At 56.7% G+C, this 26302-nt stretch carries 24 protein-coding genes; 16 read left to right on the forward strand and 8 right to left on the reverse strand.

Features of this window, described 5'->3' with window-relative positions; all coding sequences use genetic code 11:
- Positions 1-181: 181 nt before the first annotated feature.
- The gene (locus tag G6L28_RS06180; protein WP_174062914.1) at positions 182-484 is read right to left on the reverse strand and encodes a helix-turn-helix domain-containing protein; all 303 of its coding nucleotides are present in this window, start codon (positions 482-484) and stop codon (positions 182-184) included.
- 147 nt (positions 485-631) lie between these two features.
- Here G6L28_RS06180 and G6L28_RS06185 point away from each other — a divergent pair, with 147 nt between their 5' ends.
- The gene (locus G6L28_RS06185) at positions 632-1438 is read left to right on the forward strand and encodes an XRE family transcriptional regulator (RefSeq protein WP_174062915.1); all 807 of its coding nucleotides are present in this window, start codon (positions 632-634) and stop codon (positions 1436-1438) included.
- A 593-nt stretch (positions 1439-2031) separates the two neighbouring features.
- Here G6L28_RS06185 and xth read toward each other — a convergent pair.
- Both xth and erpA read right to left on the reverse strand, forming a co-directional pair.
- Entirely contained in the window at positions 2032-2826 is a 795-nt protein-coding gene (xth, locus tag G6L28_RS06190; protein WP_174062916.1) for an exodeoxyribonuclease III, read from the reverse strand.
- 81 nt (positions 2827-2907) lie between these two features.
- On the reverse strand, positions 2908-3237 hold the full coding sequence (gene erpA / locus G6L28_RS06195) for an iron-sulfur cluster insertion protein ErpA (RefSeq protein ID WP_174062917.1): 330 nt from the start codon (positions 3235-3237) through the stop codon (positions 2908-2910).
- A gap of 176 nt (positions 3238-3413) precedes the next feature.
- Here erpA and G6L28_RS06200 point away from each other — a divergent pair, with 176 nt between their 5' ends.
- The 13 genes from G6L28_RS06200 to G6L28_RS06260 all read left to right on the forward strand — a co-directional run bounded on the left by G6L28_RS06200 (position 3414) and on the right by G6L28_RS06260 (position 19350).
- Positions 3414-4631 (forward strand): deoxyguanosinetriphosphate triphosphohydrolase, encoded by a 1218-nt coding sequence (locus G6L28_RS06200; protein WP_174062918.1) that lies wholly within the window; start codon positions 3414-3416, stop codon positions 4629-4631.
- Between the two features lie 117 nt (positions 4632-4748).
- Complete coding sequence (gene argS / locus G6L28_RS06205; protein WP_174062919.1) at positions 4749-6506, forward strand: arginine--tRNA ligase; 1758 nt, start codon at positions 4749-4751, stop codon at positions 6504-6506.
- 67 nt (positions 6507-6573) lie between these two features.
- Entirely contained in the window at positions 6574-9591 is a 3018-nt protein-coding gene (locus G6L28_RS06210; protein ID WP_174062920.1) for an SPOR domain-containing protein, read from the forward strand.
- Between the two features lie 229 nt (positions 9592-9820).
- A complete protein-coding gene (gene nagZ / locus G6L28_RS06215; protein ID WP_174062921.1) occupies positions 9821-10837 on the forward strand; it encodes a beta-N-acetylhexosaminidase in 1017 nt (338 codons plus the stop codon).
- Between the two features lie 46 nt (positions 10838-10883).
- Positions 10884-11699 carry a segregation and condensation protein A gene (locus G6L28_RS06220; RefSeq protein ID WP_174062922.1) on the forward strand — a complete coding sequence of 272 codons (816 nt, stop codon included), beginning with the start codon at positions 10884-10886 and terminating at the stop codon, positions 11697-11699.
- A gap of 118 nt (positions 11700-11817) precedes the next feature.
- Entirely contained in the window at positions 11818-12450 is a 633-nt protein-coding gene (gene scpB / locus G6L28_RS06225) for an SMC-Scp complex subunit ScpB (protein WP_234902489.1), read from the forward strand.
- Between the two features lie 161 nt (positions 12451-12611).
- The gene (locus G6L28_RS06230) at positions 12612-12818 is read left to right on the forward strand and encodes a twin-arginine translocase TatA/TatE family subunit (protein ID WP_174062924.1); all 207 of its coding nucleotides are present in this window, start codon (positions 12612-12614) and stop codon (positions 12816-12818) included.
- 61 nt (positions 12819-12879) lie between these two features.
- A complete protein-coding gene (gene tatB, locus G6L28_RS06235) occupies positions 12880-13698 on the forward strand; it encodes a Sec-independent protein translocase protein TatB (protein ID WP_174062925.1) in 819 nt (272 codons plus the stop codon).
- Entirely contained in the window at positions 13695-14507 is an 813-nt protein-coding gene (gene tatC, locus G6L28_RS06240) for a twin-arginine translocase subunit TatC (protein WP_174062926.1), read from the forward strand. The genes tatB and tatC overlap by 4 nt, the downstream gene beginning before the upstream one ends.
- 92 nt (positions 14508-14599) lie before the next feature.
- Positions 14600-15883, forward strand: coding sequence for a serine--tRNA ligase (gene serS / locus G6L28_RS06245; RefSeq protein WP_174062927.1), 1284 nt, complete (start codon positions 14600-14602; stop codon positions 15881-15883).
- 156 nt (positions 15884-16039) lie between these two features.
- Positions 16040-16816, forward strand: coding sequence for a 5'/3'-nucleotidase SurE (gene surE, locus G6L28_RS06250; RefSeq protein WP_174062928.1), 777 nt, complete (start codon positions 16040-16042; stop codon positions 16814-16816).
- Positions 16813-17466: a protein-L-isoaspartate(D-aspartate) O-methyltransferase gene (locus G6L28_RS06255; RefSeq protein ID WP_174062929.1), complete on the forward strand. Its 654-nt coding sequence runs from the start codon at positions 16813-16815 to the stop codon at positions 17464-17466. Before surE ends, G6L28_RS06255 begins: the two co-directional genes overlap by 4 nt.
- A gap of 294 nt (positions 17467-17760) precedes the next feature.
- Positions 17761-19350 (forward strand): peptidoglycan DD-metalloendopeptidase family protein, encoded by a 1590-nt coding sequence (locus G6L28_RS06260; protein ID WP_425292656.1) that lies wholly within the window; start codon positions 17761-17763, stop codon positions 19348-19350.
- A gap of 105 nt (positions 19351-19455) precedes the next feature.
- Here the strand turns inward: G6L28_RS06260 and mobB are convergent, their stop codons facing one another.
- From mobB to moaA, 5 genes are all read right to left on the reverse strand, one after another.
- Positions 19456-19971 (reverse strand): molybdopterin-guanine dinucleotide biosynthesis protein B, encoded by a 516-nt coding sequence (gene mobB / locus G6L28_RS06265; protein WP_174062930.1) that lies wholly within the window; start codon positions 19969-19971, stop codon positions 19456-19458.
- Positions 19968-20597, reverse strand: a complete 630-nt coding sequence (gene mobA / locus G6L28_RS06270; protein WP_174062931.1) for a molybdenum cofactor guanylyltransferase MobA — start codon at positions 20595-20597, stop codon at positions 19968-19970. Before mobA ends, mobB begins: the two co-directional genes overlap by 4 nt.
- Positions 20594-21820 (reverse strand): multidrug effflux MFS transporter, encoded by a 1227-nt coding sequence (locus G6L28_RS06275; RefSeq protein ID WP_174062932.1) that lies wholly within the window; start codon positions 21818-21820, stop codon positions 20594-20596. Before G6L28_RS06275 ends, mobA begins: the two co-directional genes overlap by 4 nt.
- Positions 21817-22719, reverse strand: coding sequence for a DMT family transporter (locus tag G6L28_RS06280; RefSeq protein WP_174062933.1), 903 nt, complete (start codon positions 22717-22719; stop codon positions 21817-21819). The genes G6L28_RS06275 and G6L28_RS06280 overlap by 4 nt, the downstream gene beginning before the upstream one ends.
- Before the next feature lie 138 nt (positions 22720-22857).
- Positions 22858-23865 carry a GTP 3',8-cyclase MoaA gene (gene moaA, locus G6L28_RS06285; RefSeq protein WP_234902490.1) on the reverse strand — a complete coding sequence of 336 codons (1008 nt, stop codon included), beginning with the start codon at positions 23863-23865 and terminating at the stop codon, positions 22858-22860.
- A 162-nt stretch (positions 23866-24027) separates the two neighbouring features.
- Between moaA and G6L28_RS06290 the strand changes: the two genes are divergently transcribed.
- Together G6L28_RS06290 and G6L28_RS06295 are read left to right on the forward strand one after the other, a co-directional pair.
- Positions 24028-24396, forward strand: coding sequence for a gamma-butyrobetaine hydroxylase-like domain-containing protein (locus tag G6L28_RS06290; protein WP_174062935.1), 369 nt, complete (start codon positions 24028-24030; stop codon positions 24394-24396).
- Between the two features lie 38 nt (positions 24397-24434).
- A complete protein-coding gene (locus G6L28_RS06295) occupies positions 24435-26249 on the forward strand; it encodes a monovalent cation:proton antiporter-2 (CPA2) family protein (RefSeq protein WP_174062936.1) in 1815 nt (604 codons plus the stop codon).
- The last annotated feature ends 53 nt before the right edge of the window (positions 26250-26302 follow it).

The raw sequence follows: 26302 nt of genomic DNA on the forward strand, positions 1-26302 counted from the left end.
CCGCTGCCAAAAGCCGGATGGTCGGATGAAATCCAGAGGGGGTCAAAATTGGATAAGTATTACCCCACCAGAGGGGTCAACATTCCATGCTTAAACACAACTGAGGAGAGCGTGTAGCGGGGCAGACTAGCGAAATATGTTACCGCGTCAGCAAGCGCCGAGGTCGTTGACAGAACCTTCTTCATGCCGCCACCATCATGCCAGCGGAGGCGTTAGATTTTTGACTTTCTAACGGTGGCCACTTTGCGCTATCTAATATGCCGGAGCTTTTCTTTGGGTAACGAGTCGGCCAGAGGTTTTCGGGCTTCTGGTCAATAAATGCGGCAAGCGTGTCCTGTGCTTTGTAGTGGGTAGTGGTGTTCAGTTTCCGTAGCAGGGAGCGATGAAATCCATTTCTAACTGCGAGTTCAGTTAGCGTCATTCCTCTTCGATGGACTTCGGCCTTGATGGCCTGCCAGTCCATAACTGGCTTGTGTTTGCTCATGGTTTTTCTCCGCTGAGAAAGCGGGCGCTGCAACGCCCGCTTTTTTGGGACTGTTTTAGGTACAAGTGCGAAGCGCCTAGGCGTTTCGCTGATAGGAGTATTAACGGAGATTCGCCGTTTTTTAAACGGAGACACTCCGTAATCGGTATGGCACGCCCACAGGTCGCTAAAACACCGTTGGCTCAACGGCTTACAGATGTTCGAAAGGCGCTCGGTTATCCCGCGCGCCTACCTTTTGCACAGCTTTTAGAGATGCACTCCGACACACTTGGTGGATACGAGCGCGGCGATTCGACGCCGGACCACGATTTCCTAAGTATGTATAAACGGAGATTTGGCGTTAATCTCGATTGGATCATTACGGGCGAAGGTCCGATGTTCACACCTCGAGAAGTGATGAGGATACTTGCGTCTCATTCCAATGATGCCATTTACGATCCAACGGCAGGCTCAGGCACGTTTCTCACTCATGCCCTTGAGCATGTGGAGGAAGAGGGGGAGAAAAAGGCTCTACCCGAAACGCTTCAAAAAGCTGACTTCGTCAACTTGCCCCAGTACGACGTGAGGGCGTCGGCAGGACGCGGGCTAATCCCCATCAACGAAATGCCGGTTTCCCAAACCGCCTTTGAACGCAACTTCCTGCGAAGTCTCGGTGGTGCGCCTGATTTCTGCTTTATGATGTGGTCAACCGGCGACAGCATGTTCCCAACCATCCACGACAACGCTTTGCTGATTGTGGATTCGAGCCAAACTCTCGTGGATCACGGGCGGATATACGTTTTCGCAGTCGGCAACGCCGTGCTGGTAAAGCGGGCGAAATGGCGCATGGATGGCAAGCTTGAGCTGGCGTCCGACAATGTTGACGGCCATTACCCTGTCGAAATCTTTGACGCGGACCGCGTAGAAGATTTGGTGGTCGTGGGCCGTGTGATTTTTATCGGCCATCAATCATAGACAACTCTATGAGAAGAGTTCTCTGTGTTTTCAATTTCTGTTTTTCTAACGCTGCTCTAAGCAAAAAGCGTCTTCCCACTTAGGAAATCGCGCTCATAGCGCTACCGCAGAAAATTCCCTAATTTTTTCAAGCTGTTGATCTAAGTGGGCAGCAGGAGTGCTAAGCGGGCAATTTCTGCCCACTTTATCTCCCGCGCTCGCAACGGGGTCGCTTGTCAGTTTTCGAGTAATTTGGGTGAACCGCGCAGGCATCGGTGATGCTGTTCGCGATTTTCTCTTTTCTTTTCAGAATGTTGTTCTTGTCAGCACCGTTGGCAGAACAATGCGAGAAGAATGCGCGAATCTGTCCAGAAGAATGCGCGATTTATCGCCACTTTTGATAGGCAACTTTCATCCGCATGCCCGACGCCGTTAGAGGCACAGCGCCGGATTTCCCTTATTTCATAGGCGGTTGCGGGTTTGGTTGGCCGGATAGCTCGTGTCCAGAAGGTAACACCCCCCTACATTGGCAGCAGCAAGAATTTGGATCAGATCGTTATGAGTCTACGGCCTAGGCTAACCGGTTACTGGATCACGTCCGATACCGTTAAAGATTAGGCCGCCTGAAAATCAAAATACCCGCACACCGGCACATGGTCGGATGGCTTTTCCCATGCGCGCACATGTTTCTCGATGGACACGGAATGCAGTTTGTCCGCTGCTTCCGATGACAGCAGCAGGTGATCGATGCGGATGCCGTTGTTCTTCTGCCATGCCCCGGCCTGGTAATCCCAGAATGTATAAAGGCCGGAGGCATCCGTCGTTGTGCGGGCGGCATCGGTTAGGCCAAGGTTTTCGAGCCTGCGAAACGCCGCGCGGGTCTGCGGCAGGAAAAGCGCATCGCCCTCCCAAACACGCGGGTCGTGGCAGTCGAACGGCTCGGGGATGACGTTGTAGTCGCCCGCGAGTATCAACGGCTCCTCAAGATCAAGTCGATCCTGGGCATAACGGCACAGACGCTCCATCCATGCCAGCTTGTATGGATATTTGATCGGGTCATCTGGCGGATTGCCGTTTGGCAGATAGAACGAGCAGACGCGGATAACGCCACCGGTGACCGAGAACACGCCTTCGATGAAGCGGGCCTGCTCATCGGCATCGTCGCCCGGTAGGCCACGGTTCACTTCGTCCGGCCTGATTTTAGAGAGTAGAGCCACGCCATTGAAGCCCTTTTGGCCATGCGTTTCCACATGATAACCAAGTGCCTCGATTTCGAGCCGAGGGAAGTTTTCATCGACGGATTTGATTTCCTGAAGGCAGGCGATATCCGGGTTCGAATCCTTCAGCCATTGGCAAAGATTTTCGATACGGGCCTTTACGCCGTTTATGTTCCAGGTGGCAATCTTCATCGCAGGTTCCATGTTCTTCTGGAATTGGTTTTAAACCATGCTACTGCGAAAGCCACCTGTTTTCATCGTTTCAACAGGTTGTCAGATTGAGAAACTGGTACCGCATCCGCAGCTTGCCACGGCATTGGGGTTTTTGATCTGGAAAGACTGGCCGAGCAGATTGTCGACGAAATCGATTTCCGAACCGGCCATGTAGACGACCGACATGCTGTCGATCAGCACCTTTGCATCGCCACGTGAAATAACCAGATCGTCGTCGGTCGGTGCGCCATCCAGGTCGAACTTGTAGGAAAAGCCTGAACAGCCTCCGCCTTTCACGGAAACGCGCAGCGCTTCCTTGCCGCTGTCTGCCGCGACGATCTGGGCGATTCGCTTCGCGGCGGATTCTGAGAGTGTGATGTCTGTGGTCATGTCGTTTCTCCAACCGGGGTCAAGAACCGGAGAGCAAAGTTCTGTGCAAGACCGATTATAAACCAGTCAAATTAGCCGTCTATAGGGTTACCTCAAGCCAAACAGCTTTGCGGCAACCTTCGCGATAGGTATGAAGGGTAATTGAAAAGGTCAATGGCCATATGGCAGGACGAGTAATGATTATCGATCAGCGTGCATTGGGGTTTGGTAGTGGAGACAGGGCGGTCTACGCCGCCGATCCATGGACGACGCGGGGACGTTTGTTTCCTGAAACCTCCAGCCTGACGCGATCTGAATTCCAACGAGACCGCGACCGCATCGTTCACACCACGGCCTTTCGCCGTCTGAAGCACAAGACGCAGGTTTTCATCAGCCCCGATGGCGATCATTATCGCACACGGTTGACGCATACGGTTGAAGTTGCACAGATTGCGCGTGCGCTTGCACGTGCTCTGAAGCTGGATGAAGATCTGGCTGAAGGCGTGGCGCTCGTTCATGACTTCGGCCACACACCGTTCGGGCATACGGGTGAGGATGCGCTGGATGCGGTGCTAAAGCCCTATGGCGGCTTTGATCATAACGCACAATCTCTGCGCATCGTCACCAAGCTAGAGCGACGCTACGCGGAATATGACGGTATAAATCTGACCTGGGAAACGCTCGAAGGCCTGGTCAAACACAATGGGCCACTGCAGGACAAAGACGGTCAGGGTACACATGGCCCAGTACCGCTGCCGATCACGGAGTATTGCCAGCTTCAGGATCTGGAGATCGACACCTTCGCAAGCCTTGAAGCGCAGGTGGCGGCGATTGCGGATGACATTGCCTATAATACACATGACATCGATGATGGTCTGCGCGCGGGCTATCTAACCTTCGAGATGCTGGAGGACGTGCCATTTCTCTCCGGGCTGATGTCAGAAGTGCGGGCGAAATACCCTAACCTCGACGATGACCGCTTCGCTCACGAGATCATGCGTCGCCAGATTACCCACATGGTGGAAGACGTGATTGGCGTGGCACAACACAATCTTGATCTGCTCAAACCGAGAAGCGCTGCGGACATTCGGGCAGCCGACCGCACCGTTGCAACTTTCTCGCCCGAGATGGCGCAGACGGACAAGCAAATCAAGAAGCTGCTGTTCGGCCACATTTATCGCCACCCGGAAATTATGCGTATTCGAGCAGGTGCTACGCAGATCGTCACCGATCTTTTTCACCGTTACATGGAAGCGCCTGCGGAGATGCAGAGCCACTATTGGGTGGATAGCATTCCAGGCATGAGCGAAGGGGCGAGGGCGCGTCACGTGGGCGATTATCTTGCGGGGATGACCGATAGTTATGCACTAAAGGCGCACCAGCGGCTGTTTGACCATACACCGGATTTGAGATAGGCAGCGGGCAATTACGGAGCCCAATGCATATCTCCAAGAAAGTGGTTGCCGGTTTCGAGAGACATGCACAGACAAAGCCCGGTTACGAACCAAAGCCCTTCGCGCAGGTAGATGATTATGAACCTTTTCGCCGATTTCGACGCACGAATCAAAAACGCTCTCGAGACAATCGATCTCGTGAGAGCCAATCGCGATGCCGTTGATTTTGGCCGGATAACCGTAGAAGCACCGCGTGATCCGAGCCACGGCGACGTCGCCACCAATGCCGCTATGGTGCTGGCAAAGCCGCTCGGCACTAATCCTCGCGCGCTGGCCGAACTCATCGTTCCGGCACTGGAGCAGGACGCGGATGTGGACAGCGTCAACGTCGCCGGTCCGGGCTTCATAAATATCCGCGTATCTGTCGCCTACTGGCAGCGCCTGCTGGCCGGCATGATTGAGCAGGGAGCTGATTTCGGTCGCTCCACGCTTGGTTCCGGCAAGACCATCAACGTGGAATACGTTTCCGCCAATCCTACAGGCCCGATGCATGTCGGCCATTGCCGTGGTGCGGTTGTCGGCGATACGCTGGCGAACCTCTTGGCATTCGCAGGCTATGGCGTCACCAAGGAATACTACATCAATGATGCGGGTTCGCAGATCGACGTTCTTGCGAAGTCTGTTTTCCTGCGTTACCGTGAAGCGCTTGGCGAGGAAGTCGGTACCATTCCGCCCGGCCTCTATCCTGGCGACTACCTCGTTCCCGTCGGCAAGGCGCTGGCCAATGAATTCGGCATAAAGCTGCGCACCATGCCTGAAGAGCAATGGCTACCCATCGTTAAAGAGAAGGCCATCGATGCGATGATGGCGATGATCCGTGAGGATCTTGCGGCACTCAACGTCCGGCACGATGTGTTCTATTCCGAGCGCACGCTCCATGCGGGCAACGCTGGGCCGATCCTTTCGGCCATCAACGACCTGACCTTCAAGGGCCATGTCTACAAGGGCACGCTTCCGCCGCCAAAAGGCGAAGTGTCCGAGGATTGGGAAGATCGCGAACAGACGCTGTTCCGTTCGACTGAAGTGGGCGACGACATGGACCGTCCGCTGATGAAGTCGGATGGAACCTATACCTATTTTGCGGCGGATGTGGCCTATTTCAAGGACAAGTACGACCGCGGCTTCAACGAGATGATCTATGTCCTGGGCGCCGACCATGGCGGCTATGTCAAGCGTCTGGAAGCAGTTGCACGTGCTGTTTCCGAGGGTAAATCTAAACTAACGGTTTTGCTCTGCCAATTGGTCAAGTTGTTCCGGGATGGTGAACCAGTCAAGATGTCCAAGCGCTCCGGCGATTTCGTTACGTTGCGAGACGTGGTAGACGAAGTCGGACGTGATCCGGTGCGATTCATGATGCTCTATCGGAAGAATTCGGAGCCGCTGGACTTCGATTTTGCCAAAGTGACGGAGCAATCGAAAGACAATCCGGTATTTTATGTGCAATATGCGCATGCACGTTGCAAGTCGGTCTTCCGGCAGGCAAACGAGGCGTTTCCGGGCTTGGAACTCTCCGTGTCCGACCTCGCTTCAGGGGCAGGTTTGATAAGCGATGTCAATGAGTTGCAGTTGATTGCTAAACTGGCAGAATATCCGCGCCTGATCGAGTCTGCGGCACAGAATCACGAGCCGCATCGCTTGGCATTTTATCTCTATGATCTGGCCAGTTCTTTCCATGGACACTGGAACAAAGGTAAAGATCAGCCGGAATTACGTTTTGTTAACGATAAAAACCGAGAATTGAGCGTTGCCAGACTAGGGCTGGTGAGTGCTGTCGCTAATGTACTGAAGTCCGGACTGACGCTTTTGGGAGCGGATGCACCTGACGAGATGCGATAACATACTCACCATTATTTGCTCACAATACGCTGGCAGTAGCTTTGATGCGTAGATGGTGGAACACGTAATGGTCGAAAAAAATGTCGCGTATAACCGGGACAACCGGTCTGAGGAATTCGCTGACAACGATCCCTTGGCGCAATTGGCGCGTCTCGTCGCGCAGGAGGATCGTCCCGCCCATGTTGCTCCACCGGTCGGTACGTCACCGGATGGACGGCGGGAGCCCGAGTTCAATCTGGAAGACGAGCTGCTTCGAGAGTTCGCCATCTATGATGCACCCCGGCATGAGCCGGTAGCGCTCGATCCGGCTAACGATGTTCGCGCTTCTGTGCCTGCAAACGAGTTTCTTCAGCGGGTCGAATCCGTATTTGCCCGCAAGGAGCCGGAGCTCGGACAAACACCTGCCGAGCAAACTGTGTATCAGCCAGTTGAGCAGTACGCGCCCGCTGACAACGAGGAATATTTGATTCCCGCTCACGCTGCGCCGTCTAATGCCTATTCCGATCTGCGCGATGATTTCAGCGATGATCCTGCATCGGTTGCGGCGCTGTTCGACGTTAATCATCGTGGCACCCACCAGCGGGTTGATACCCCGGTTTATCATGAGCCTGCCGCTGAGCCGGTTTACGAAGAGCCGGTCGCACAGCGTGCCGTCGAGCAAGAGCCTGTTCCTCACTACGTAGAGCCTGTTGCGGAAGCCCCTCAGGCCCAAATGCAGGCTGCATCCGCAGCGCCGCTACATCAACCCGACTGGGAGCAGATGGCGGAAACTTCCGGTGAAGCTGCGGTCGATCTGGCCAGCGAGTTGGAAATGTCCGTGGCAGATGTTGCTTCGCCCGTTCTGCCAACTGCGCCTCCCGTTCGCCGCTCGTCTCTGGAGTTTTCCAGCCTGCGCCTGCCTCTTGCGAATTTTGGAGCGACGCGTCCGATCCCGACCGCGCCAAGGTCTGCCGCAACTGTTGTCGACGCGCCCGCGCCCGTAGAGCCTGCGCCTGCTATTGCTGCTGCTGCGCCGCAAATGGAAGCACCGATCAGTCACATAGAGCCGTCTATCCCGGCAGGGCAGAAACTTTCAGCTATGGATGAGCTGATCTACGATGTTGCGAAATACGAAATCAGCAACAAGAGCGTGAGCGCCGCAGCGCCCGTTGCGCATCTTGAGCCTGTGGCGACTGCCGCTCCTACTGCGGCTGTTGCCCCCGCCATCGAGGCAGCGGTAAGGCCAGTGCCGCAACAGCCTGTTCGGGCCGAGCCATCTTTTCAGGTTCAGCCTGCCGCGCCCGCGCCCGCCGCGGACGACTTCGATGCATTCAAGGATGAAGATTTCGAGTTGGCTCTCGATGATATCGATTTCGATATCGACCTGTCGGAGATCGCCAACATCGATGTGCCCGAGCCAGTCGTGAACAAGTCTGCCGCGGAACCAGCGCCTGCCGCTCCGATTCTCGCGAGACCTGTTACTCCCGTTGCGCCGGTGGCTGCTGCACCAGCGCCTAAGCCTGCATCCGTTGCTCCACGTCCACAGCCAGTCGCTGTACCGGTTGCCCGGCAGGAAGTGCCACGTCATGCGGCCCCTGTCGTGCCGGTTTCGGAAGCGAGCCTTGAAAGCCTGCCATTCGATCCAACGCAGATCGGTGAAACGGAAGACGCTCCGGAAACAATCACCGAGATGGAAGTGCCGGAACTGCCTGTCGGCGTCTTCGAGCCTAAGTCAGCACCGCGCCGGCAGGAGGAAGACCTCGATCTTGATACGGAACTGGCCGCGCTTTTTGCACCCGCAGGGTCCGGTGGTCTTGATCGTCACAAAAACGCTGAAGCCAAGCAGGTAGCTGAGCGCCAGCCTCAGCCCACCCAGCATGAAGTCGATGAATTTGAGCGCGCGCTTGAGGAAGACTTCCGCCGAAGCATGCAGGAGGCGGCGGAGACGCGCGCCAGTGCAGCAAGCTCTCATCCTGAAAACATCGGGCAACAGGTTCGTTACGAAGATGAAGGCCGCAGCGGTGGTCGGCGTTGGTTCGTGCCGATGGCTGCTGCGGTCGGTCTCATTCTTGTCGGCGGCGGCACCTATGCGTTGTTGTCTGGCGGTGGTTCTAGCACCGGTTCCAATGGCGCTCCAGTCATCATCTCGGCCGATAATGAGCCAACGAAGGTCGTACCGGATAATCCGGGCGGCCGCGTGGTGCCTAATCAGGACAAGGCGGTTTACGACCGTGTTGCCGGTGGCGCGCCTTCGGCTCCAGTCCAGCCAGCCCTGATTTCGACGAATGAAGAGCCGGTTGATGTCGTTCAGCGCACGCTGATCCCGGAGCAGTTGCCGCTTGAAGACGAGGGCGATCAGATCGGAGGGGCGTCCACGCCGGTTGGAGAAACCGAGGACCCGCGTCTTCTGTCTCCCGAAGAGCAGCACGCCCAGAACAACAACGGTGGTTCCGGCGTAGGCGTTTCGCCGCGCAAGGTCCGTACAATGATCGTCAAGCCGGATGGTACGCTGGTAGCACAGGAAGTTCCTGAGCCGACGCCAGCAGCACCGCAACCGCAGGCCGACCGCGTTGAGCAACTTGCTGCGCCGCAGCCTCAGTCCGGCGAAGGCGCGCCAGCCGTGATCGCAACCTCGCGCGTTCCGGTAGCGCCGCAGCCGCCTGCACAGGCTCAGCCGCAGCAAACTGCCCCAACGCAGGCGGCCACGCAGACCGCTGCACCTATGCCAGCGTCGCGTCCGGCACCGGCTACACAGCCAACAACGACGGCTGCGAACCAGCCCAACGTCCGTCCTGCTCCGCCTTCGCAGCCTGCACAGGAAACGGCGGCGGCTCCAACACCTGCAACCAACGCTTCCTCCTCCGGCGGATACTATATCCAGATCGCATCTCTGCCGAGCCAAGCGGATGCGCAGAAGTCCTACCAGAACCTCTCGACCAAATTCGCTTCGGTCATCGGTGGTCGCGGTGTGGACATCAAGGCAGCGGAAATTGCTGGCAAGGGCACCTTCTATCGCGTTCGCATTCCCGCTGGCGATAAGAACGAAGCAGCAGCGCTTTGCGAGCGCTTCCGTTCTGCTGGTGGCAGCTGCCTGATTGCACGCTGATTGTTGCGAATGAATCTGGGAGCCGGGGTGGTATAGTTGCCCCGGCTTTTGTTTAAGCGGCGCTTCTCCCTACACTCGACGTCATCCTCGGGCTTGAGCCGAGGATTTGACCACGTTGATGTTGTGTTCGCTGATTCTTGGACCAAGCCCGAGGATGGCGGAGAGGCTCGAGGCCCGTATATCCTTGTATGCCCTCCAAATAGCATCCTTTTTTAGCAGGACCACCATCATGACCGAATCGAAAGCTGTCATCCTTGGCTGTAGCGGGCTGACCCTGACGCCGGAAGAAATTGCGCTTTACAAGGCGGAGCGCCCTTGGGGCTTCATCCTTTTCGGTCGTAACATTGGGGATGCCCAGCAGATCACCGATCTTGTGGCTTCCATGCGCGATGCGGTCGGTCGTCCCGACGCACCGGTGCTGATCGATCAGGAGGGAGGGCGCGTCCAGCGTATTCGCCCACCATTGTTGCAAGCCTACCCCAATGCACAGGCTCTCGGTGAAATCTACCTGCGCGACAAGGAGCAAGGTCTGCGCGCAGCTTGGCTGATGTCGCGCCTCCACGCCTTCGACCTGATGAAGTTTGGCATCAATGTAGATTGCCTGCCGGTGCTGGACGTGCCGGTGGAAGGGGCGAGTAACGTTATTGGCAACCGCGCATACGGCTTCGATCCGCATCTGGTCGCGCAGATGGGGCAGGCAGCGGCGGATGGCCTCAAGGCGGGCGGCATGTTACCCATAATGAAGCATATGCCGGGCCATGGTCGAGGCATGGTCGATTCGCATCATGAGCTGCCAGTGGTCGACGTCCCGCTCGCCGATCTGGAACGCCACGACTTTATTCCGTTCAAGGCCCTGAACGGAGAACTGATGGCCATGAGTGCGCATCTCGTCTTCAACGCAGTCGATGCCGAACGGCCCGCGACGACCTCTCCCAAAGTGATTGAAGAGATCATTCGCGGCACAATCGGCTTTGATGGTCTGCTCGTTTCCGACGATAGCTCCATGAACGCGCTGCAAGGTACCCTCGGCCAACGCGCTGCCAATATTGTTGCGGGTGGCTGTGATATTGTCTTGCATTGCAATGGCGTCATGAGTGAAATGCTGGAAGTCGTAAAGGAAGCTCCTGTTCTTTCCGGAAAAGCTCTTGAGCGTGCGCGGGCCGTGGAAGCGGGCTTTACAATTCCCGATGGTTCGGACGAGGCGACGCTTAGAGAAGAATTCAACGCCATGCTCGCAATCGCCTGATACTTTATCCGGCAGGCTGGTGAAGCATGGTCTGGCGGATGACAAGATGGCGGCAGAAAAATCGCGTGGCAGCGCGCCGATGGAAAAGCTTTGGCAGGATGTGACGCCTGAGCGCGCCACCGGCGAAGCTGCATTGATGATAGACGTGGCAGGCTTCGAAGGTCCGCTCGATCTTTTGCTCCATTTGGCCCGCGTCCAGAAAGTCGACCTTTCCCGTATTTCAGTTCTCGCGCTGGCTGAGCAATATCTGCTGTTCGTGGAAACCGCGCGCCGGGTGCGCATAGAGCTTGCCGCCGACTATCTGGTTATGGCGGCGTGGTTAGCATTCCTGAAATCGAAGCTGCTTATTCCGCAGCAAGCCAAGGATGACGGCCCAAGCGGCGAAGAGATGGCTGCAACACTGGCTTTCCGACTAAAACGTCTTGAAGCCATGCGAGACGCTGCAGAAAGGCTGACAGGCCGAGGTCAGCTCGGGCGCGATATATTTGCTCGTGGAGCGCCGGAACATATTCCGCACACCAACCGATCAGCTTTCGATGCATCGCTTTACGATCTGCTCAGCGCTTATGCGACCATGCGCCAGAAGCAGGCGATCACGCAGGTTACGATCGAAAAACGTCAGGTCTGGTCACTGGTGGAAGCGCGCGAATTGTTGACGTCGATGCTGGGTGACATCGGTGAATGGACTGTGCTGGATCGTTATCTTTTGCAATATGTGCCAGACCCGTCCATGCGGGCAACCGCCACTGCCAGCGCCTTTGCCGCATCGCTGGAACTTGTGAGGGAAGGGGCGCTCGAAATCCGTCAGGATGGCGCATTCGAGCCGATTTACATGCGTAAGGGCTGCCGTGAAGAGGAGTAGTCCATTGAAAGGAATAACGGTGGAGAGTGATCTGGATGCGAAAGATGACATCTTGCCGGAAGGTCAGGAGCGCACCTTGCCTTCGCTGGCTGAGCGCCAATTGAGGGAGGCTGAGCGGATGGCGGAGGCGTTGGTCTTTGCATCCGCTCAACCTGTTTCCGAGGCCTTTCTTGCCGAGCGTTTGCCGAAAGGTATCGATGTTTCGGCGCTGATGTGGAAGCTCAAGGCGACCTACATCATGCGCGGCGTCAATCTCGTGCAGGTGGGCGGCAACTGGGCTTTCAGAACGGCTGGCGATCTCTCCTTTATCATTCGTACGGATGACAAGGAGCCGAAGAAGCTTTCGCGGGCGGCACTGGAGGTTTTGGCCATCATTGCATATCATCAGCCGGTGACGCGTGCGGAAATCGAGGATATCCGCGGGGTTCAGACATCGCGCGGCACGCTCGATGTGTTGATGGAGGCGGGATGGGTCCGTTTTCGGGGACGCCGCCGCACACCGGGGCGACCAGTGACGCTCGGAACGACGGTTGATTTTCTGGATCACTTCGGGCTGGAAGATTTGCGCGATCTCCCCGGTTTGGACGAGCTGAAGGGGGCTGGACTTCTATCCGGCCGTATTCCAGCGAATTTCGGCATTCCCATTCCGTTGGCAAGTGATGATTTGACAGAAGACGAAGACCCGATCACCCAGCTCGATCTGGAAGAGCTTGGTCTTCTCGCTCCAAGGGACGGCGATCCGGACAGCTGACTTGGCTGCTTCACACAGCACTCATCACGAAAATTTGCTACGGCACTGATATCTCTTGTCCTCCGTACTCCGCTTCCTTTGTTGAATAGCCATTTTGTTGTTTGAAAAAGCCCGGCAAACGGCTTACATCGGTTCAAAGCAAAATTCAGGGAGTTTGCGTTATGGGTTCTTTTAGTGTGTGGCACTGGCTGATCGTTCTGGTGATCGTGCTCGTCCTCTTCGGTCGTGGCAAAATTCCGGAATTGATGGGCGACGTCGCAAAGGGCATCAAGAGCTTCAAGAAGGGTATGGCTGACGAAGACAACACGCCGCCTCAGACAGACGCCAACAGCAAGACGGTCGACCACAAGGCTGACGAGATCAAGTAATCGGTCTTTGTGCGCGGGCTGAACGACAGGCCGCGCCGTTGGGCGTGTCAGGAGCGTTGTAATGTTAGATATCGGCTGGAGCGAGTTGCTGGTGATCGCGATCGTATTGATCGTCGTCGTTGGCCCGAAAGACTTGCCGCCAATGATCCGTGCTTTCGGAAAGACGATGGCGGGATTGCGAAAGATGGCGGGCGATTTTCGCTCTCAGTTCGATGAGGCCTTGAAAGAGGCTGACATGGACGATGTACGCCAGACGATTTCGGATGTGCGCAACCTCAATCCGACGAATTCCTTGCGCGATGCGATGAATCCGTTGCGCCAGCTTGGCAACGACATCCGTACCGATCTACAGAAAGCGGCAACGCCTCCATCCGGTCCCGCCACAAGCGCGCCGGTCGATGCGCCTGCGGTCAGCCTGTCCGATCCGGAAATGAAGCTGCCTGACACGCCGCCACTTGGCGTCGCGCCAGCCGCCGCTACCGCTGCTCCGGCGGCGCCGGTCGTTGCCGAGGCTGCGCCTGTCGCCGAAAAGCCGAAGCGAGTACGCAAAGCCGTGAAATCCGCCCAGGAGGTGGAAGCCGAAACGGTTGCCGCCAAACCTAAGCGCACGTCTCGCACCATCGCGGCAAAGCCGGATGCTCAGAAGTCGAAGCCAGCAACGCTTGAGGATATGGCGGCTGAACCAGCCATTACGCCAGCATTGACGGAAGTAGCGGCGAATGCTGCTCGTTCGCGCACTGCAAAGCCCGCCGCTTCCGATAAGGTGGCTACGACGGCCAAGGCCCCCGCCAAGAAGACGGTAAGCATGAAGACAGATGTTTCTTCCGCCGCGCCGGTTAGAAAAGCAAAGACGGCCAAGGCCAAGAAGGATGAAGCATGAGTGAGGATATCGAGGATAAGCCGCAGCCGCTTATCGAACACCTCATGGAACTGCGCACGCGGCTGATCTGGTCGCTAGGTGCATTTTTTGTGGCTTTCTTGGGATGCTTTGCCGTTGCGAAGCATCTTTTTAACCTGCTCGTAATTCCTTATAAGTGGGCGGTGATGTGGGCCGGACTCGACGTTGCCAAGTCGTCGTTGATCTATACCGCCCCACAGGAGTTCTTCTTCACGCAGATCAAGGTCGCTATGTTCGGCGCGATGGTCATCTCCTTTCCGGTGGTGGCCTCGCAGCTTTACAAATTCGTGGCTCCCGGTCTCTATAAAAACGAGCGTGCGGCCTTTCTGCCGTTCCTGATCGCGTCACCTCTACTGTTTTTGCTCGGTGGTGCGCTGGTTTACTTCTTCTTCACGCCCATGGTCATGTGGTTCTTCCTCGCGATGCAGCAGCTACCGGAAGATGGCGAAGTTGCCATTTCCCTGATGCCGAAGGTGTCCGAATATCTCAGCCTTATCATGACGTTGGTGCTGTCTTTTGGTCTGGTTTTCCAGCTGCCGGTCATCACCACGCTTTTGGCACGGGTCGGAATTCTGACGAGCGACTGGCTGCGCGAGAAGCGCAAGTTCGCCATCGTCGCTGCCTTCGTTGTTGCCGCCGTGCTGACGCCGCCAGATCCCATGTCCCAGATCGGTCTTGCGTTGCCCGCAATCCTTCTCTACGAGGTTTCCATATATATGGCTCGACTCGTGGAGAAGAAGCGCGCTGCGGAAAACGCAGGCCGGGAGCTTGATGGTCCCGAAGAGGTTTGACGTTTTCACCTCAGCATTTTCTCCAGACGCCGGGCCATTCGTCCCGGCGTTTTGTTTTTGAACTCAATGCCAAATAACGGTCTGGAAGCACCATGCACGATATTAAATGGATACGCGAAAACCCTGAAGCTTTTGATGCGGCGCTGGCAAAGCGCAGCGCGGAGCCGCAGTCCGCAGCACTCATCGCTTTGGATGAAAAGCGCCGCTCCGTCATCCAGACCTTGCAGGACATGCAGTCCCGTCGTAACGCCGCCTCAAAGGAAATCGGTGCGGCATTGTCGCAGAAGAACGCCGAGCTTGCCGAAAAGCTGAAGGCCGAGGTCGCCGATATCAAGGACACCATGCCGAAGCTCGAGGAAGAGGATCGTCAGGTCACCGGCGAACTCAACGACGCTCTGTCGCGCATCCCCAACATTCCGCTGGACGACGTACCGGTCGGCAAGGACGAGCATGACAACGTCGTCACTCGCGTGGTCGGCCAAAAGCCCGGCTGGAACCATCCTGCGAGAGAGCATTTCGAAATCGGTGAAGCGCTCGGCTACATGGATTTCGACCGTGCAGCCAAGCTGTCGGGTTCGCGCTTCACAGTGCTGACCAGCCAGATTGCCCGGCTAGAACGCGCGCTCGGCCAGTTCATGATCGATTTGCACACCAGCGAGCATGGTTATATGGAAGTGTCGTCGCCGCTGATGGTGCGTGATGAGGCCATGTTCGGTACGGGCCAGTTGCCGAAATTCGCTGATGATTTGTTCAAGACCACGGATGGCCGCTGGCTCATCCCGACTGCAGAAGTGACGCTGACCAATCTTGTTTCGGGTGAAATCCTCGATCAGGAGAAACTGCCGCTTCGCTTTACTGCGCTGACACCATCCTTCCGTTCCGAGGCGGGCTCCGCCGGTCGCGATACGCGCGGCATGCTGCGCCAGCACCAGTTCTGGAAGTGCGAACTTGTTTCGATTACGGATGCGGAAAGCTCGATCGAAGAGCATGAGCGCATGACGGCTTGTGCGGAAGAGGTGCTGAAACGTCTCGGCCTGCATTTCCGCACCCTGACGCTCTGCACCGGCGATATGGGTTTCGGCGCTCGCAAGACCTACGATCTGGAGGTGTGGCTTCCTGGTCAGGATACCTACCGTGAAATCTCGTCCTGCTCCGTCTGCGGTGATTTTCAAGCGAGACGCATGGATGCGCGCTATCGCGGCAAGGGTGAGAAGGCGACGAAATTCGTTCATACGCTCAACGGCTCCGGTACGGCAGTCGGTCGCTGCCTGATTGCGGTTCTGGAGAACTATCTGAACGAAGACGGCTCCGTCACGATACCTGACGTTCTGCTGCCATACATGGGTGGTCTGACGCGGATCGAAAAGGCGGCTTGACCACTACAATGCGTCCCGGCCTTAAGCCGGGGCCTAGCGACGCGCGTCATGGATTGTCTTTAAGCCCAAAAAACGCAGATTGGATGATTCTGCTCACGGACGGAATGACGAGTGCTAGATGGCCGGTACGCTAAGAACTGAAGCCGGGAGGGCACCATGCGGATTTTGCTGACCAACGACGATGGCATTCATGCCGAAGGCCTCGCTGCACTTGAGCGGATCGCTCGGCAGCTTTCGGATGATGTCTGGATCGTCGCGCCGGAGACCGACCAGAGCGGTCTCGCGCATTCGCTGACCCTGTCCGAACCGCTCCGTCTTCGCAAAATTTCCGACAAGCACTTTGCGCTGCGTGGCACGCCGACGGATTGCGTCATCATGGGTATCCGTGAAGTTCTGCCGGGCAAGCCAGACCTCGTGCTTTCCGGTGTCAATGCCGGTGCCAACATGGCCGATGACGTGACCTATTCCGGAACCATCGCTGGTGCCATCGAAGGGACACTTCAAGGCGTGCGTTCTTTTGCGCTGAGCCAGGCTTTTGCGTATACCGGCCACGCCGAGCGGGTGGTGCCGTGGGAAGTGGCTGAGGCCTACGCGCCCGATCTCATCCGCAAGCTTAGCGATGTGGATCTGCCGGACGGTACGTTCCTTAATCTCAATTTCCCGAACTGCGCACCGAAAGAGGTGCAGGGCGTCAGCGTCACAGGGCAGGGGAAACTGGACTTCGGCTTAACGGTGGAGCAGCGGCAGGACGGTCGCGGGCTTCCATATTATTGGCTTCGCTTCGGCGAACGCCTCGGAACCTTCATGGAGGGGACGGACATCCACGCTGTCAAACACAACAGGATTTCTGTGACGCCGCTCAAGCTTGACCTAACGGACTACTCGGTGAAGGATCGCATCGCGAAGGCGATTGGATTCGGAGTGAACGATTGAAATCTGCGATGGTTGAGAAAGAGGGCTTTGCTGCACTGGTTCTGAGGCTGCGTGCCGAAGGCATCTCCGACATCGACCTTTTGACGGCTGTCGAGCAGACGCCACGTTCCCAGTTCGTGCCGAGTGAATTTACTGCGGAGGCTTACTCCAGCCGCACCATCCCCATTGATTGCGGTGCCTTTATGGAAGGTGCGGATATGGCGGTGAAGATTGTCCACCGTCTTCAAGTCAAGCCTGGTCAGCGTATTTTGGAAATCGGTACTGGCAGCGGCTTCATGGCTGCTGTCATGGGGCGTCGCGCCGAGCGGGTGCTTTCCATTGATCGTTACAAGACGCTGGTCCAGGCGGCGCAGAACCGAATGGATGATCTCGGCATTCGCAATGTCGTTATCCGGCAGGCAGATGGCACGAACGGACTGGTGGGCGAGGGCACCTTCGACCGGATCATTTCGACCGCCGCCTTTAGCACCATGCCGCGCTTCTTTGCCGAACAGATCGTGTCAGGCGGCATGATGATCGCACCGATCATTCTGGAAGACGGTCGTTGCATCATGACCCGCTTCTCCAAGACAGGCAGCCGCTTTGATCGGGAGGAACTGTTTGAGACGCCTTATCTCGCGCTTGAACCTCACATCGCCCGCTACCTGTAACAAAATGACACTGGTTTCCTAAACGCGATGACAGCGGTTTTCGCGTAAGCTGCTGGGTCGAGACGCGTTTATGCTACGGCTGGTAGCATCTGACATGACCACACCCCACGTCATGGTTATCGAATTATCAAAAAATATTCGAAGAGCTTAACGTTTTAACGGCGTGGTAACACTAACGCGCTTTAATCATATCCATCGACGCATGGTTTTTCCGTTTCGGAAGAGGGGCCTTGCAAGTGTTTGTTTCAGCCGGATCGATACCGATACGGCGTTTGCGTCAGTGTAGATCGAGTCATGCGTATGAGCCATTCGCCTAAAATCGGAAAATCAATCGCAAAGATGTTCGCAGCAGCATTACTGGCAAGCGTCGCCACGGGTTGCAGCTCGGATGCTACGCGTTTCAGTGGCCTCTTTTCCAGTGGACCGGACCAGATGACGACCGCTTCCATTCCAGCTCGCAACGGTGCGGGCGCTTATGGTCAAGTTCCTGTTCCGCAAGGGGAGATGAACGGCGGTGGTTATGCTGCGGCCCCACAGGGTGGCTATGCCAACCAGAATGCTGCCCAGAATAGTGGTATGAACCAGCCATATCCGGCTAATGGTGGCTACGTTCAGCCGTCCACCGCTCGTACCGCTTCTTCGTCTGCTCCGATCCAGCGCGGGGAGCTCTCGGCGCCAGCGCCTGCTGCATCTCGCGATCCATCCACGCGCAGAGACGCGATGGCTCAGCCGATGCCAGCAGCAAGCCCGGCGCCTTCCATGGCGTCCGCTCGCATCCCGAGCGATGCTCGTGCCGACAACATTTCCACCGGCTCCGTCCGTGCGGATAACAATGGCTGGCACGCCGACGGTGCATCCTCCGTTACGCTCAAGCAGGGTGAGACGATTGCGACGCTTTCCCAGCGTTACGGTGTGCCGGAAAAAGCGCTGTTGCAGGCAAACGGCCTAAGCTCGGCATCCGCTGCCCGCCCCGGACAATCTATCTTGATCCCGAAATTCGGCCAGGCCCGCAACGCTGCACGCGCCGCCTCCGACAATATCGACCTTAGCAAGAGCAATAATGGCCCGGCACCATCCCGTGGTCAGGAACAGAACGTTGCTGTTCTGCCGACGCAGACTGCGGCCCGCGACAAGGTTTCCGCAGAAAACGGCAAGCTCACCCCTCCCGGCGGTAAGCCTCTGCCTCCAGGCGGTGGCTACAAGGTCCAGTCTGGAGACAGCCTTGCCAAGGTTGCGCGTGATCACGGCGTCAGCGTCGCCGATCTGAAAGCAGCCAATGGTCTTGCCGACGGCAACATCCGTATTGGTCAAACCCTGACCATTCCGGGTGCCGCCACCGACAACATCAAGACGGCATCGGTGAAGCCGCAGCAGGCCGCCGCTGCAAAGCCAGTCGAAACCCCTGCCGTCGCCAAGGTCGAAGCACCGAAGGCGCCAGCTGCTGAAGCCAGCGTCAGCGATGTCGAGAAGAAGTCTGACGTTGCTTCCATCGCACCGGAATCTACCGGCATTGGCAAATATCGCTGGCCGGTCCGTGGCGCGGTCATTGCTGGCTTTGGTGAAAATGTCGACGGCAACCGAAATGACGGTATCAACATCTCCGTCCCGGAAGGAACGCCGATCAAGGCCGCAGAGAACGGCGTCGTCATCTATTCGGGCAACGGCCTGAAGCAGCTCGGCAACACGGTTCTTGTTCGCCACGACGACGGTAAAGTCACGGTTTACGGCAACGCTGCGAACCTCGATGTCCAGCGCGGCCAGAAGGTCCAGCGTGGCCAGACCATCGCTACGTCAGGTATGACAGGCAGCGCGAAGCGTCCGCAGGTTCACTTCGAAGTCCGCAAAGATGCGACGCCTGTAAATCCATCCTCTTTCCTTGAATAGTGTATCTCGTATCAAGGGCAGGAAAAGCCGGGTCGATAGCCCGGCTTTTTCATTTCATGACGGCTCCAGAAAACGCGAGGAGCGATTTTACTTTCGGAAATGCGTCTAGGTACGCTGTAAACCGACAGTGGTTTCGATGAAGTCTGCCACGCTTGCGGTATCGTCCAGATCGAAAACCGGCAACTGCGTGTCGGTCACTGAGTGGTCGGCCGCGATCGCTACGATGTATGGATCGCTCGGCGCGAGCGGCTCTCGTTTTGCCGCCTCCAGCCTTCGTGCTTCAATTTTCGGCACCGGCTCGTATTTGTAGCCTTCGATCAAAACGAGATCACAGGGCGCGATGCGTGCTAAAATGTCTTCGAAAGACGGCTCTGGTGCACCGCGAAGCTCATGCATGATGGCAAATCGCGTGCCGGAAACGATGGTCACTTCCTGCGCGCCCGCCTGCCGGTGCCTCCAGCTATCTGCCCCCACCTTGTCGATATCGAAATCATGGTGCGCATGCTTGATGGTCGAAACGCGATAGCCTCGTGCAGTCAATTCTTCGACGATACGCACTGCAAGACCCGTTTTGCCGGAGTTTTTCCAGCCGGAAATGCCGAATACTTTCTGGACCGTCATGCGCTCATACTCTTGAAGAAGGCCTCCGCCTGCGAAAGCTCGTCAGGCGTATTGATGTTGAAGAATGGATCGATGGAGGCCGTCGGGCTTTCGGCCGAGGGAAATGAAACGCCGAGCGTGGGGTGGCGCGAAAGAAAGCTGCGGATACGCCGGTTTTCGTCGTTCTCCAACCAGCGTTCCAGATCCTCCGCAATTGCGACCGGCCACAGCGCGAAGACTGGATGAACCTGTCCTTTCGACGCAGCAATCACGATCGTATCGTCATCGACCAGATGAGCGGCCAGCTTGCCCAGAAGATCCTCGGGAAAGAACGGGCTGTCCGCTGGAACGGTGATGAAATGACTTGTCGCTGGCATACTCGTACGGAAGTGGTGCATACCAGCGAGGATGCCAGCAAGCGGCCCGGCGTGGCCTTTTTTCGTATCCGGAACAAGTGGTAGCCCAAAGATTTCCGCCCAGCCGGACGGCGCGTTCAAGGTAAGCGTTGCCACCTGCGGCTCAAGCCGTTCGATGACGTGATGAAGAAGTGCTTTACCCCCAAGTGTGCTTAGCGCCTTGTTCGTTCCCATGCGCCTGGAAAGGCCTCCGGCGAGGATCAGTCCCGGAAAACTCAAATTTTGGCTCATCGTTCTTCTCGCCGTAACCGTTCGGAGTGCCGACGCTCCTGTGCACCTGCATAGGCACTCGTGACAACTGCCACCATTCCGTTTGCAAGCAATACAAGCAGCAAATATCTGGTGCCAGCTTCCGCGGATAAAAGAGAGGAGGCGAGGACGGAGAGGAGAGCTCCGCCGCCGATGGTCAGCGCGCCCCCTAAACCCGATGCCGATCCAGCGAGATGCGGCTGGACGCTGACCATCCCCGCATTCGCGCTTGGCAATGTTACGCCGTTGCCGACACCGATGAGGGCGAGTGGCAGGAAAAATTCGTAGTGGCTATCGAAACTGAAATACGGCAGCATGAACGCAACCACGATGCCGATGAAGGCGATGATGTTTCCGGTCAACATCATCTTCGGTATGCCAATCCTGCTTGCATATCGGCCAGAGATGAAATTCCCCAGCATGTAGCCACTGGCCATGAAGAAGAACTGCATGCCCAGCATTGCGGGGCTGAGGCCATAAATTACGCTGCCCACGAAGGGCGCTCCTCCGAGAAAGGAGAAAAACAGACCCGAAGAGAAGGTGGATGTCAGTGCGTAACCCCAGAACCGTCGGGAGCGCAGTAGTTGCGGCCAGGCATTGAACTGCTCGGAAAAGCTCGCTGATTTTTGGTCGTTTGTTTCACCGAGATCGAAGAATGCCAGCAGCAGCACGACAAATCCTGCGATGGCGACGAAAATGAAGCTGGACTGCCAGCCGGCAAAGTCGTTCAGAAAGCCTCCGAAGGTGGGGCCGACCATAGGAACGACAGACATGCCCATGGTGACATAACCGATCATGGAAGCCGCCTGCTCTGCGGGGACCATGTCGCGAACGATGGCGCGGGCAAGCACGAAGCCGGAAGCGATTGCGGCCTGCAATACACGACCGATCATGAAAATCGTAATATTGGGAGCAAAAGCGCAGATCAGTGTAGCAACGATCATCAGCAATATGCTGAAAAGCATCACGGGTCGCCTGCCAAACAGGTCGGAAAGCGGGCCGATGACGAGTTGTAGCAGTGCAGTCGCGGCCAGATAACCGGATACCGCAAATTGCATAACCGCGTAGTCGGTCTTGAAATGGACCGCCATTGCCGCGAGCGATGGCAGAAACACGTTCATGCAGAGAGCTGCAACGCCTGCGACGAGCACGAGCGTAACGACATGGGGCGGCGTCGAACGATCAAGGAAGCGAGCGCCGGTCATAGAATCCTCGTTGCGCGTTTGGCGATGGGCGCGCGCCGACGTCTGCTTTCACGATAAAACGTATAGAGGCCGGACACGACGATAATAGCTGTTCCAAGAATGATCCAGCTGTCCAGACGTTCTTGGAAGAAGAAGTAGCCGATGGAAAACGCCCACAGCATGCTCGTGTAGCGGAAGGGCGCTACGAAGGCGATATCGCCGCTGCGCATCGCGATAATAACCGCCTGATAACCGATAACGACCAGAAACGCCGCAGCGACGAGATGAGACCACACATATCCATCCATCGGTTGCCATCCACCAAAAGGAACGATCAACGCTGCACCGAAGATCGTATTGACGATGGTGGTGGTCATAGTCACAGCGAGAGAAGGCACGTCGGAATACATGCGCCTTGTCAGGATATCGCGTGCCGCAGTGGCGAATACCGAGCCCATGACAAGAAGGGCGCCAGTGGTGAAACCATCCGGGCCGGGTCTGAGGATGATAAGAACACCAAGAAAGCCGACCAAAATTGCCGTCCATCGCCGCCAGCCAACCGGCTCACGCAAAAATAACGCAGCGCCGAGTGTTACTGCCAATGGCAGCGACTGCATGATTGCCGCCACGTTGGCGAAATCCATGAGGGCCAAGGCGTTGAAGTAGAGGATCGAAGCGAAGACTTCGCAGAGGCAGCGTAGCAGGATGATCGGCCTCAGCATCGTCTTGATAGGCCGCAGTGCACCCATATGTCTGGCAATGCAGTAGACGAGTACGCATGTCATAAGGCCGCGAACGAAAAGAATCTGTCCGGTGTTGATGTAGGGAGTGACGGATTTCGTGAACGCGTCGTTTATCGTGAAACTCGCCATCGCGAGCGCCATCAGCAGAGCGCCGCGGGTGTTGTCCGTCAATGCCATTACCACAATCCCAGATCACTTGGCGATGTCAAAGACGCCAAGCGTCATACGACTCCTCCAACTCCTCCTACCGAGATGGAGTTACATGGCACGAGAATGAATTCAATCGAATAATGTGCAGAATGACGAATATGCTGATCAGCCGCCGGTGACACTCATATGCCGCGCGACTGCGGGCCGCTTGTGCGTGCGGTCGATGATGAAATCGTGCCCCTTCGGCTTGCGAAGAATGGCATCATCGATGGCCTTTGAAAGAAGCGCATTATCGTCCGACGCACGCAGCGCCGTGCGAAGATCCGCCGCATCGTCCTGACCAAGACACATATAAAGCGTGCCGGTGCAGGTGAGGCGCACGCGATTGCAGCTTTCGCAGAAATTATGCGTCATGGGCGTAATGAAGCCTAAGCGCCCGCCGGTCTCCTCGACCTTGACGTATCGTGCCGGACCACCGGTCTTGAACGGTATGTCCGTCAGCGTGAACTGTTCTTCCAGCGAGGCACGAAGCCGCGAAAGTGGCAGGTATCTGTCGGTGCGATCTTCCTCGATTTCGCCCATCGGCATGGTTTCTATGACGGTGAGGTCCATTCTCCGCTCATGCGCAAAGCGCAACATGTCGGGGATTTCGTACTCGTTGAAATCCTTCAGGGCGACGGCATTGAGTTTGATCTTGAGACCAGCCGCCAAAGCGGCATCGATGCCAGCCATAACTTTGGAGAAATCGCCCCAACGCGTAATCTGGCGAAATTTTTCGGGGTTCAGCGTATCCAGCGAAACATTTATCCGGCGCACACCGGAATCATAGAGTTCTTCCGCGTGGGTCGCCAATTGTGAGCCATTTGTCGTCAGCGTCAATTCGTCAAGCGTGCCCGCATGAACGTGCTGTCCGAGATCGCGCACCAGATGCATGATATTCTTGCGTACCAGCGGCTCTCCGCCTGTCAGCCGTAGCTTCCGGACCCCTTTGGCGATGAAGACGGAACAGAGACGGTTAAGCTCTTCGAGCGTCAGCAAATCCTTCTTCGGCAGGAAGGTCATATGTTCGGACATGCAATAGGTACAGCGGAAATCGCAGCGATCGGTAACGGAGACGCGCAGATAGGAGACGGCGCGCCCGAAGGGGTCGACCATCGGCGCCTTGCTTTCCATCAGGGATTCCGCTTCCTGAAGCGATCCGAGGAAGCTGTTCAAACTGAAATCTCCATTGCATTCCGCACTGTTTTCGCTGCTTACTAAATCCATGTAGTGCCTAGCGGATTGATGCACAAGAATACAGACATGCGGCATATTATCAAATGATGGAAATGAACAATGAGTGAGCCTTGGCCAACGGAACTTCGTGTTTCAAAGGACAGAAAACTGCTTTCGGTGAAGTTCGACACCGAAGCATCCTACGATCTTCCCGCCGAGATGCTGCGCGTCCTTTCTCCGTCTGCAGAAGTGCAGGGCCATGGGCTAGGACAGAAAGTAACTGTGCCGGGCAAACGCAATGTGGCAATCCGCAATGTCGTCGCGACTGGAAACTATGCCGTTCGCATTGCCTTCAATGACGGTCATGATAGCGGCATCTACACCTGGAAATATCTTCTGGAGCTGGGGCAGCAGGGTGACGCACTGTTCAGCGCTTATCAGCAAGAACTGACGGAAAAAGGCTTGAGCCGGGAGCCGAGAGTCCGTTAGTGGAAACAGTGTAATCGAAGCATTTCAGGGGTGACACTTTGGCCGTCGAAAATGGAAATGATCTGGCCCAGGTGGTCGTTCTCTTAGGCGCGGGGGTTGTTGCCGCGCCGCTGTTCAAGCGGGTAGGGCTGGGCTCCGTTCTCGGCTATCTCGCCGCAGGTCTCGTTATCGGGCCTTTTGGACTAGGCGCATTTTCCGATCCTCAAGCCATTTTGCACATAGCCGAACTCGGCGTGGTAATGTTCCTTTTCATCATAGGACTGGAAATGCAGCCATCGCGGCTGTGGTCCATGCGCAAGGATATTTTTGGGCTAGGCGCGTTTCAGGTCTTGAGCTGCATGGGCGGCCTGACGCTGATCGGTGTCGCGCTCGGCTTCCCGGTCATCCAGTCATTCGTCGCAGGCACCGGTTTCGTCCTGACTTCCACCGCCATCGTCATGCAGATGCTTCAGGAACGAAACAGCATGTCGACGCTGAAAGGTCAGCGCATTATTGCGATCCTGCTGTTCGAAGATCTGGCGATCGTGCCGCTTCTCGTGCTCGTCACTTTCCTAGGCGGTAGCGGAGAAGAAGCGACGTTTTCGGAGCAGATGACTTCCATCGGTATCGCGCTCGCGGCTATTGCGGCGCTGATTGTTGCCGGTCGGTACCTGCTTAACCCTTTCTTTCGGCTCTTGGCTGCCTCCGGCGCACGCGAAGTCATGACGGCGGCAGCACTGCTTGTTGTCCTCGGATCGGCGCTGCTGATGCAGGTCAGCGGGCTATCCATGGCTATGGGCGCGTTTCTTGCAGGTGTCCTGCTGTCGGAGTCCTCTTTCCGCCACCAGTTGGAAGCGGATATCGAGCCATTCCGTGGAATCCTGCTCGGCCTGTTTTTCCTAGGCGTCGGCATGGCGATCAACCTGTCTGTGATCGCCGCCAACTGGGAACTCGTCATCATCGGCGTCGTGGCATACATGGTATTGAAGGCGGCTTTGATCTATGGCGTTGCGCGTGTCGTCGGCACCTGTCAGCGTGAAGCGATAGAACGTGCAGTCCTGATGGCGCAGGGCGGTGAATTTGCCTTCGTGCTTTATTCTGCTGCCGCCGCAGTGGGCATTCTCGATGCGGAAGCCAACGCCATCCTGACGGCGACGATCATCATCTCAATGGTTCTCACACCGTTGATGGTAATCGCCCATGACCGCATCGTTCCAGCCGCCGTTCCGGATACGACTGATCTCGACTTGCCTGAGAATGTGGAGGGCACAATTCTGATGATCGGCTTTGGTCGCTTTGGCCAGATCGTCAGTCAGCCACTGCTTGCACGCGGTTACACGCTCTCGCTGATCGACAAGGATGCGCAATTTGTGCGCGATGCGGCGGATTTCGGCTTCAAGGTCTATTATGGCGACGGCTCGCGGTCCGAGATTCTGCACGCTGCCGGCGCCGCGACCGCGCGCGCCGTGCTGATCTGTGTCGATGATAAGGAAGCGGCGGTCCGGATTGCGGAAATCGTCAAGCACGAGTTTCCGTTGGTGCCGGTTTTGGCGCGGGCCTTCGACCGCGGCCACGCAATCGACCTACTGAAAGCCGGTGTAGATTACCAGATCCGCGAGACCTACGAGTCAGCGCTGAACTTCAGCAGTGAGGTTCTCACCTCCATGGGCGAGGAAAGGGAAGCTGCCCAGCAACTGGTGGAAGAGTTCCGCGATGTCGACAAGGAACGTTTTGCACTCGAAGTCGTCGGCGGTGTCTATGCGGGCCGCTCTCTGGTTCGAGGTAACGCGCAGCCGGCCGATATCATCGCTGCCAGAACGGCGCGGGAAAGAGCAGAGCGGGAAGCGCTGGAAGAGGCGGCAGAGAGCAATTGAGGTTGTCATGCTGCTGTCGCAGGACTGCGCTTCAAGCATGACATATGATGGGA

The sequence above is a fragment of the Agrobacterium larrymoorei genome (genome assembly GCF_013322225.1).
Lineage (GTDB): Bacteria > Pseudomonadota > Alphaproteobacteria > Rhizobiales > Rhizobiaceae > Agrobacterium > Agrobacterium larrymoorei_A.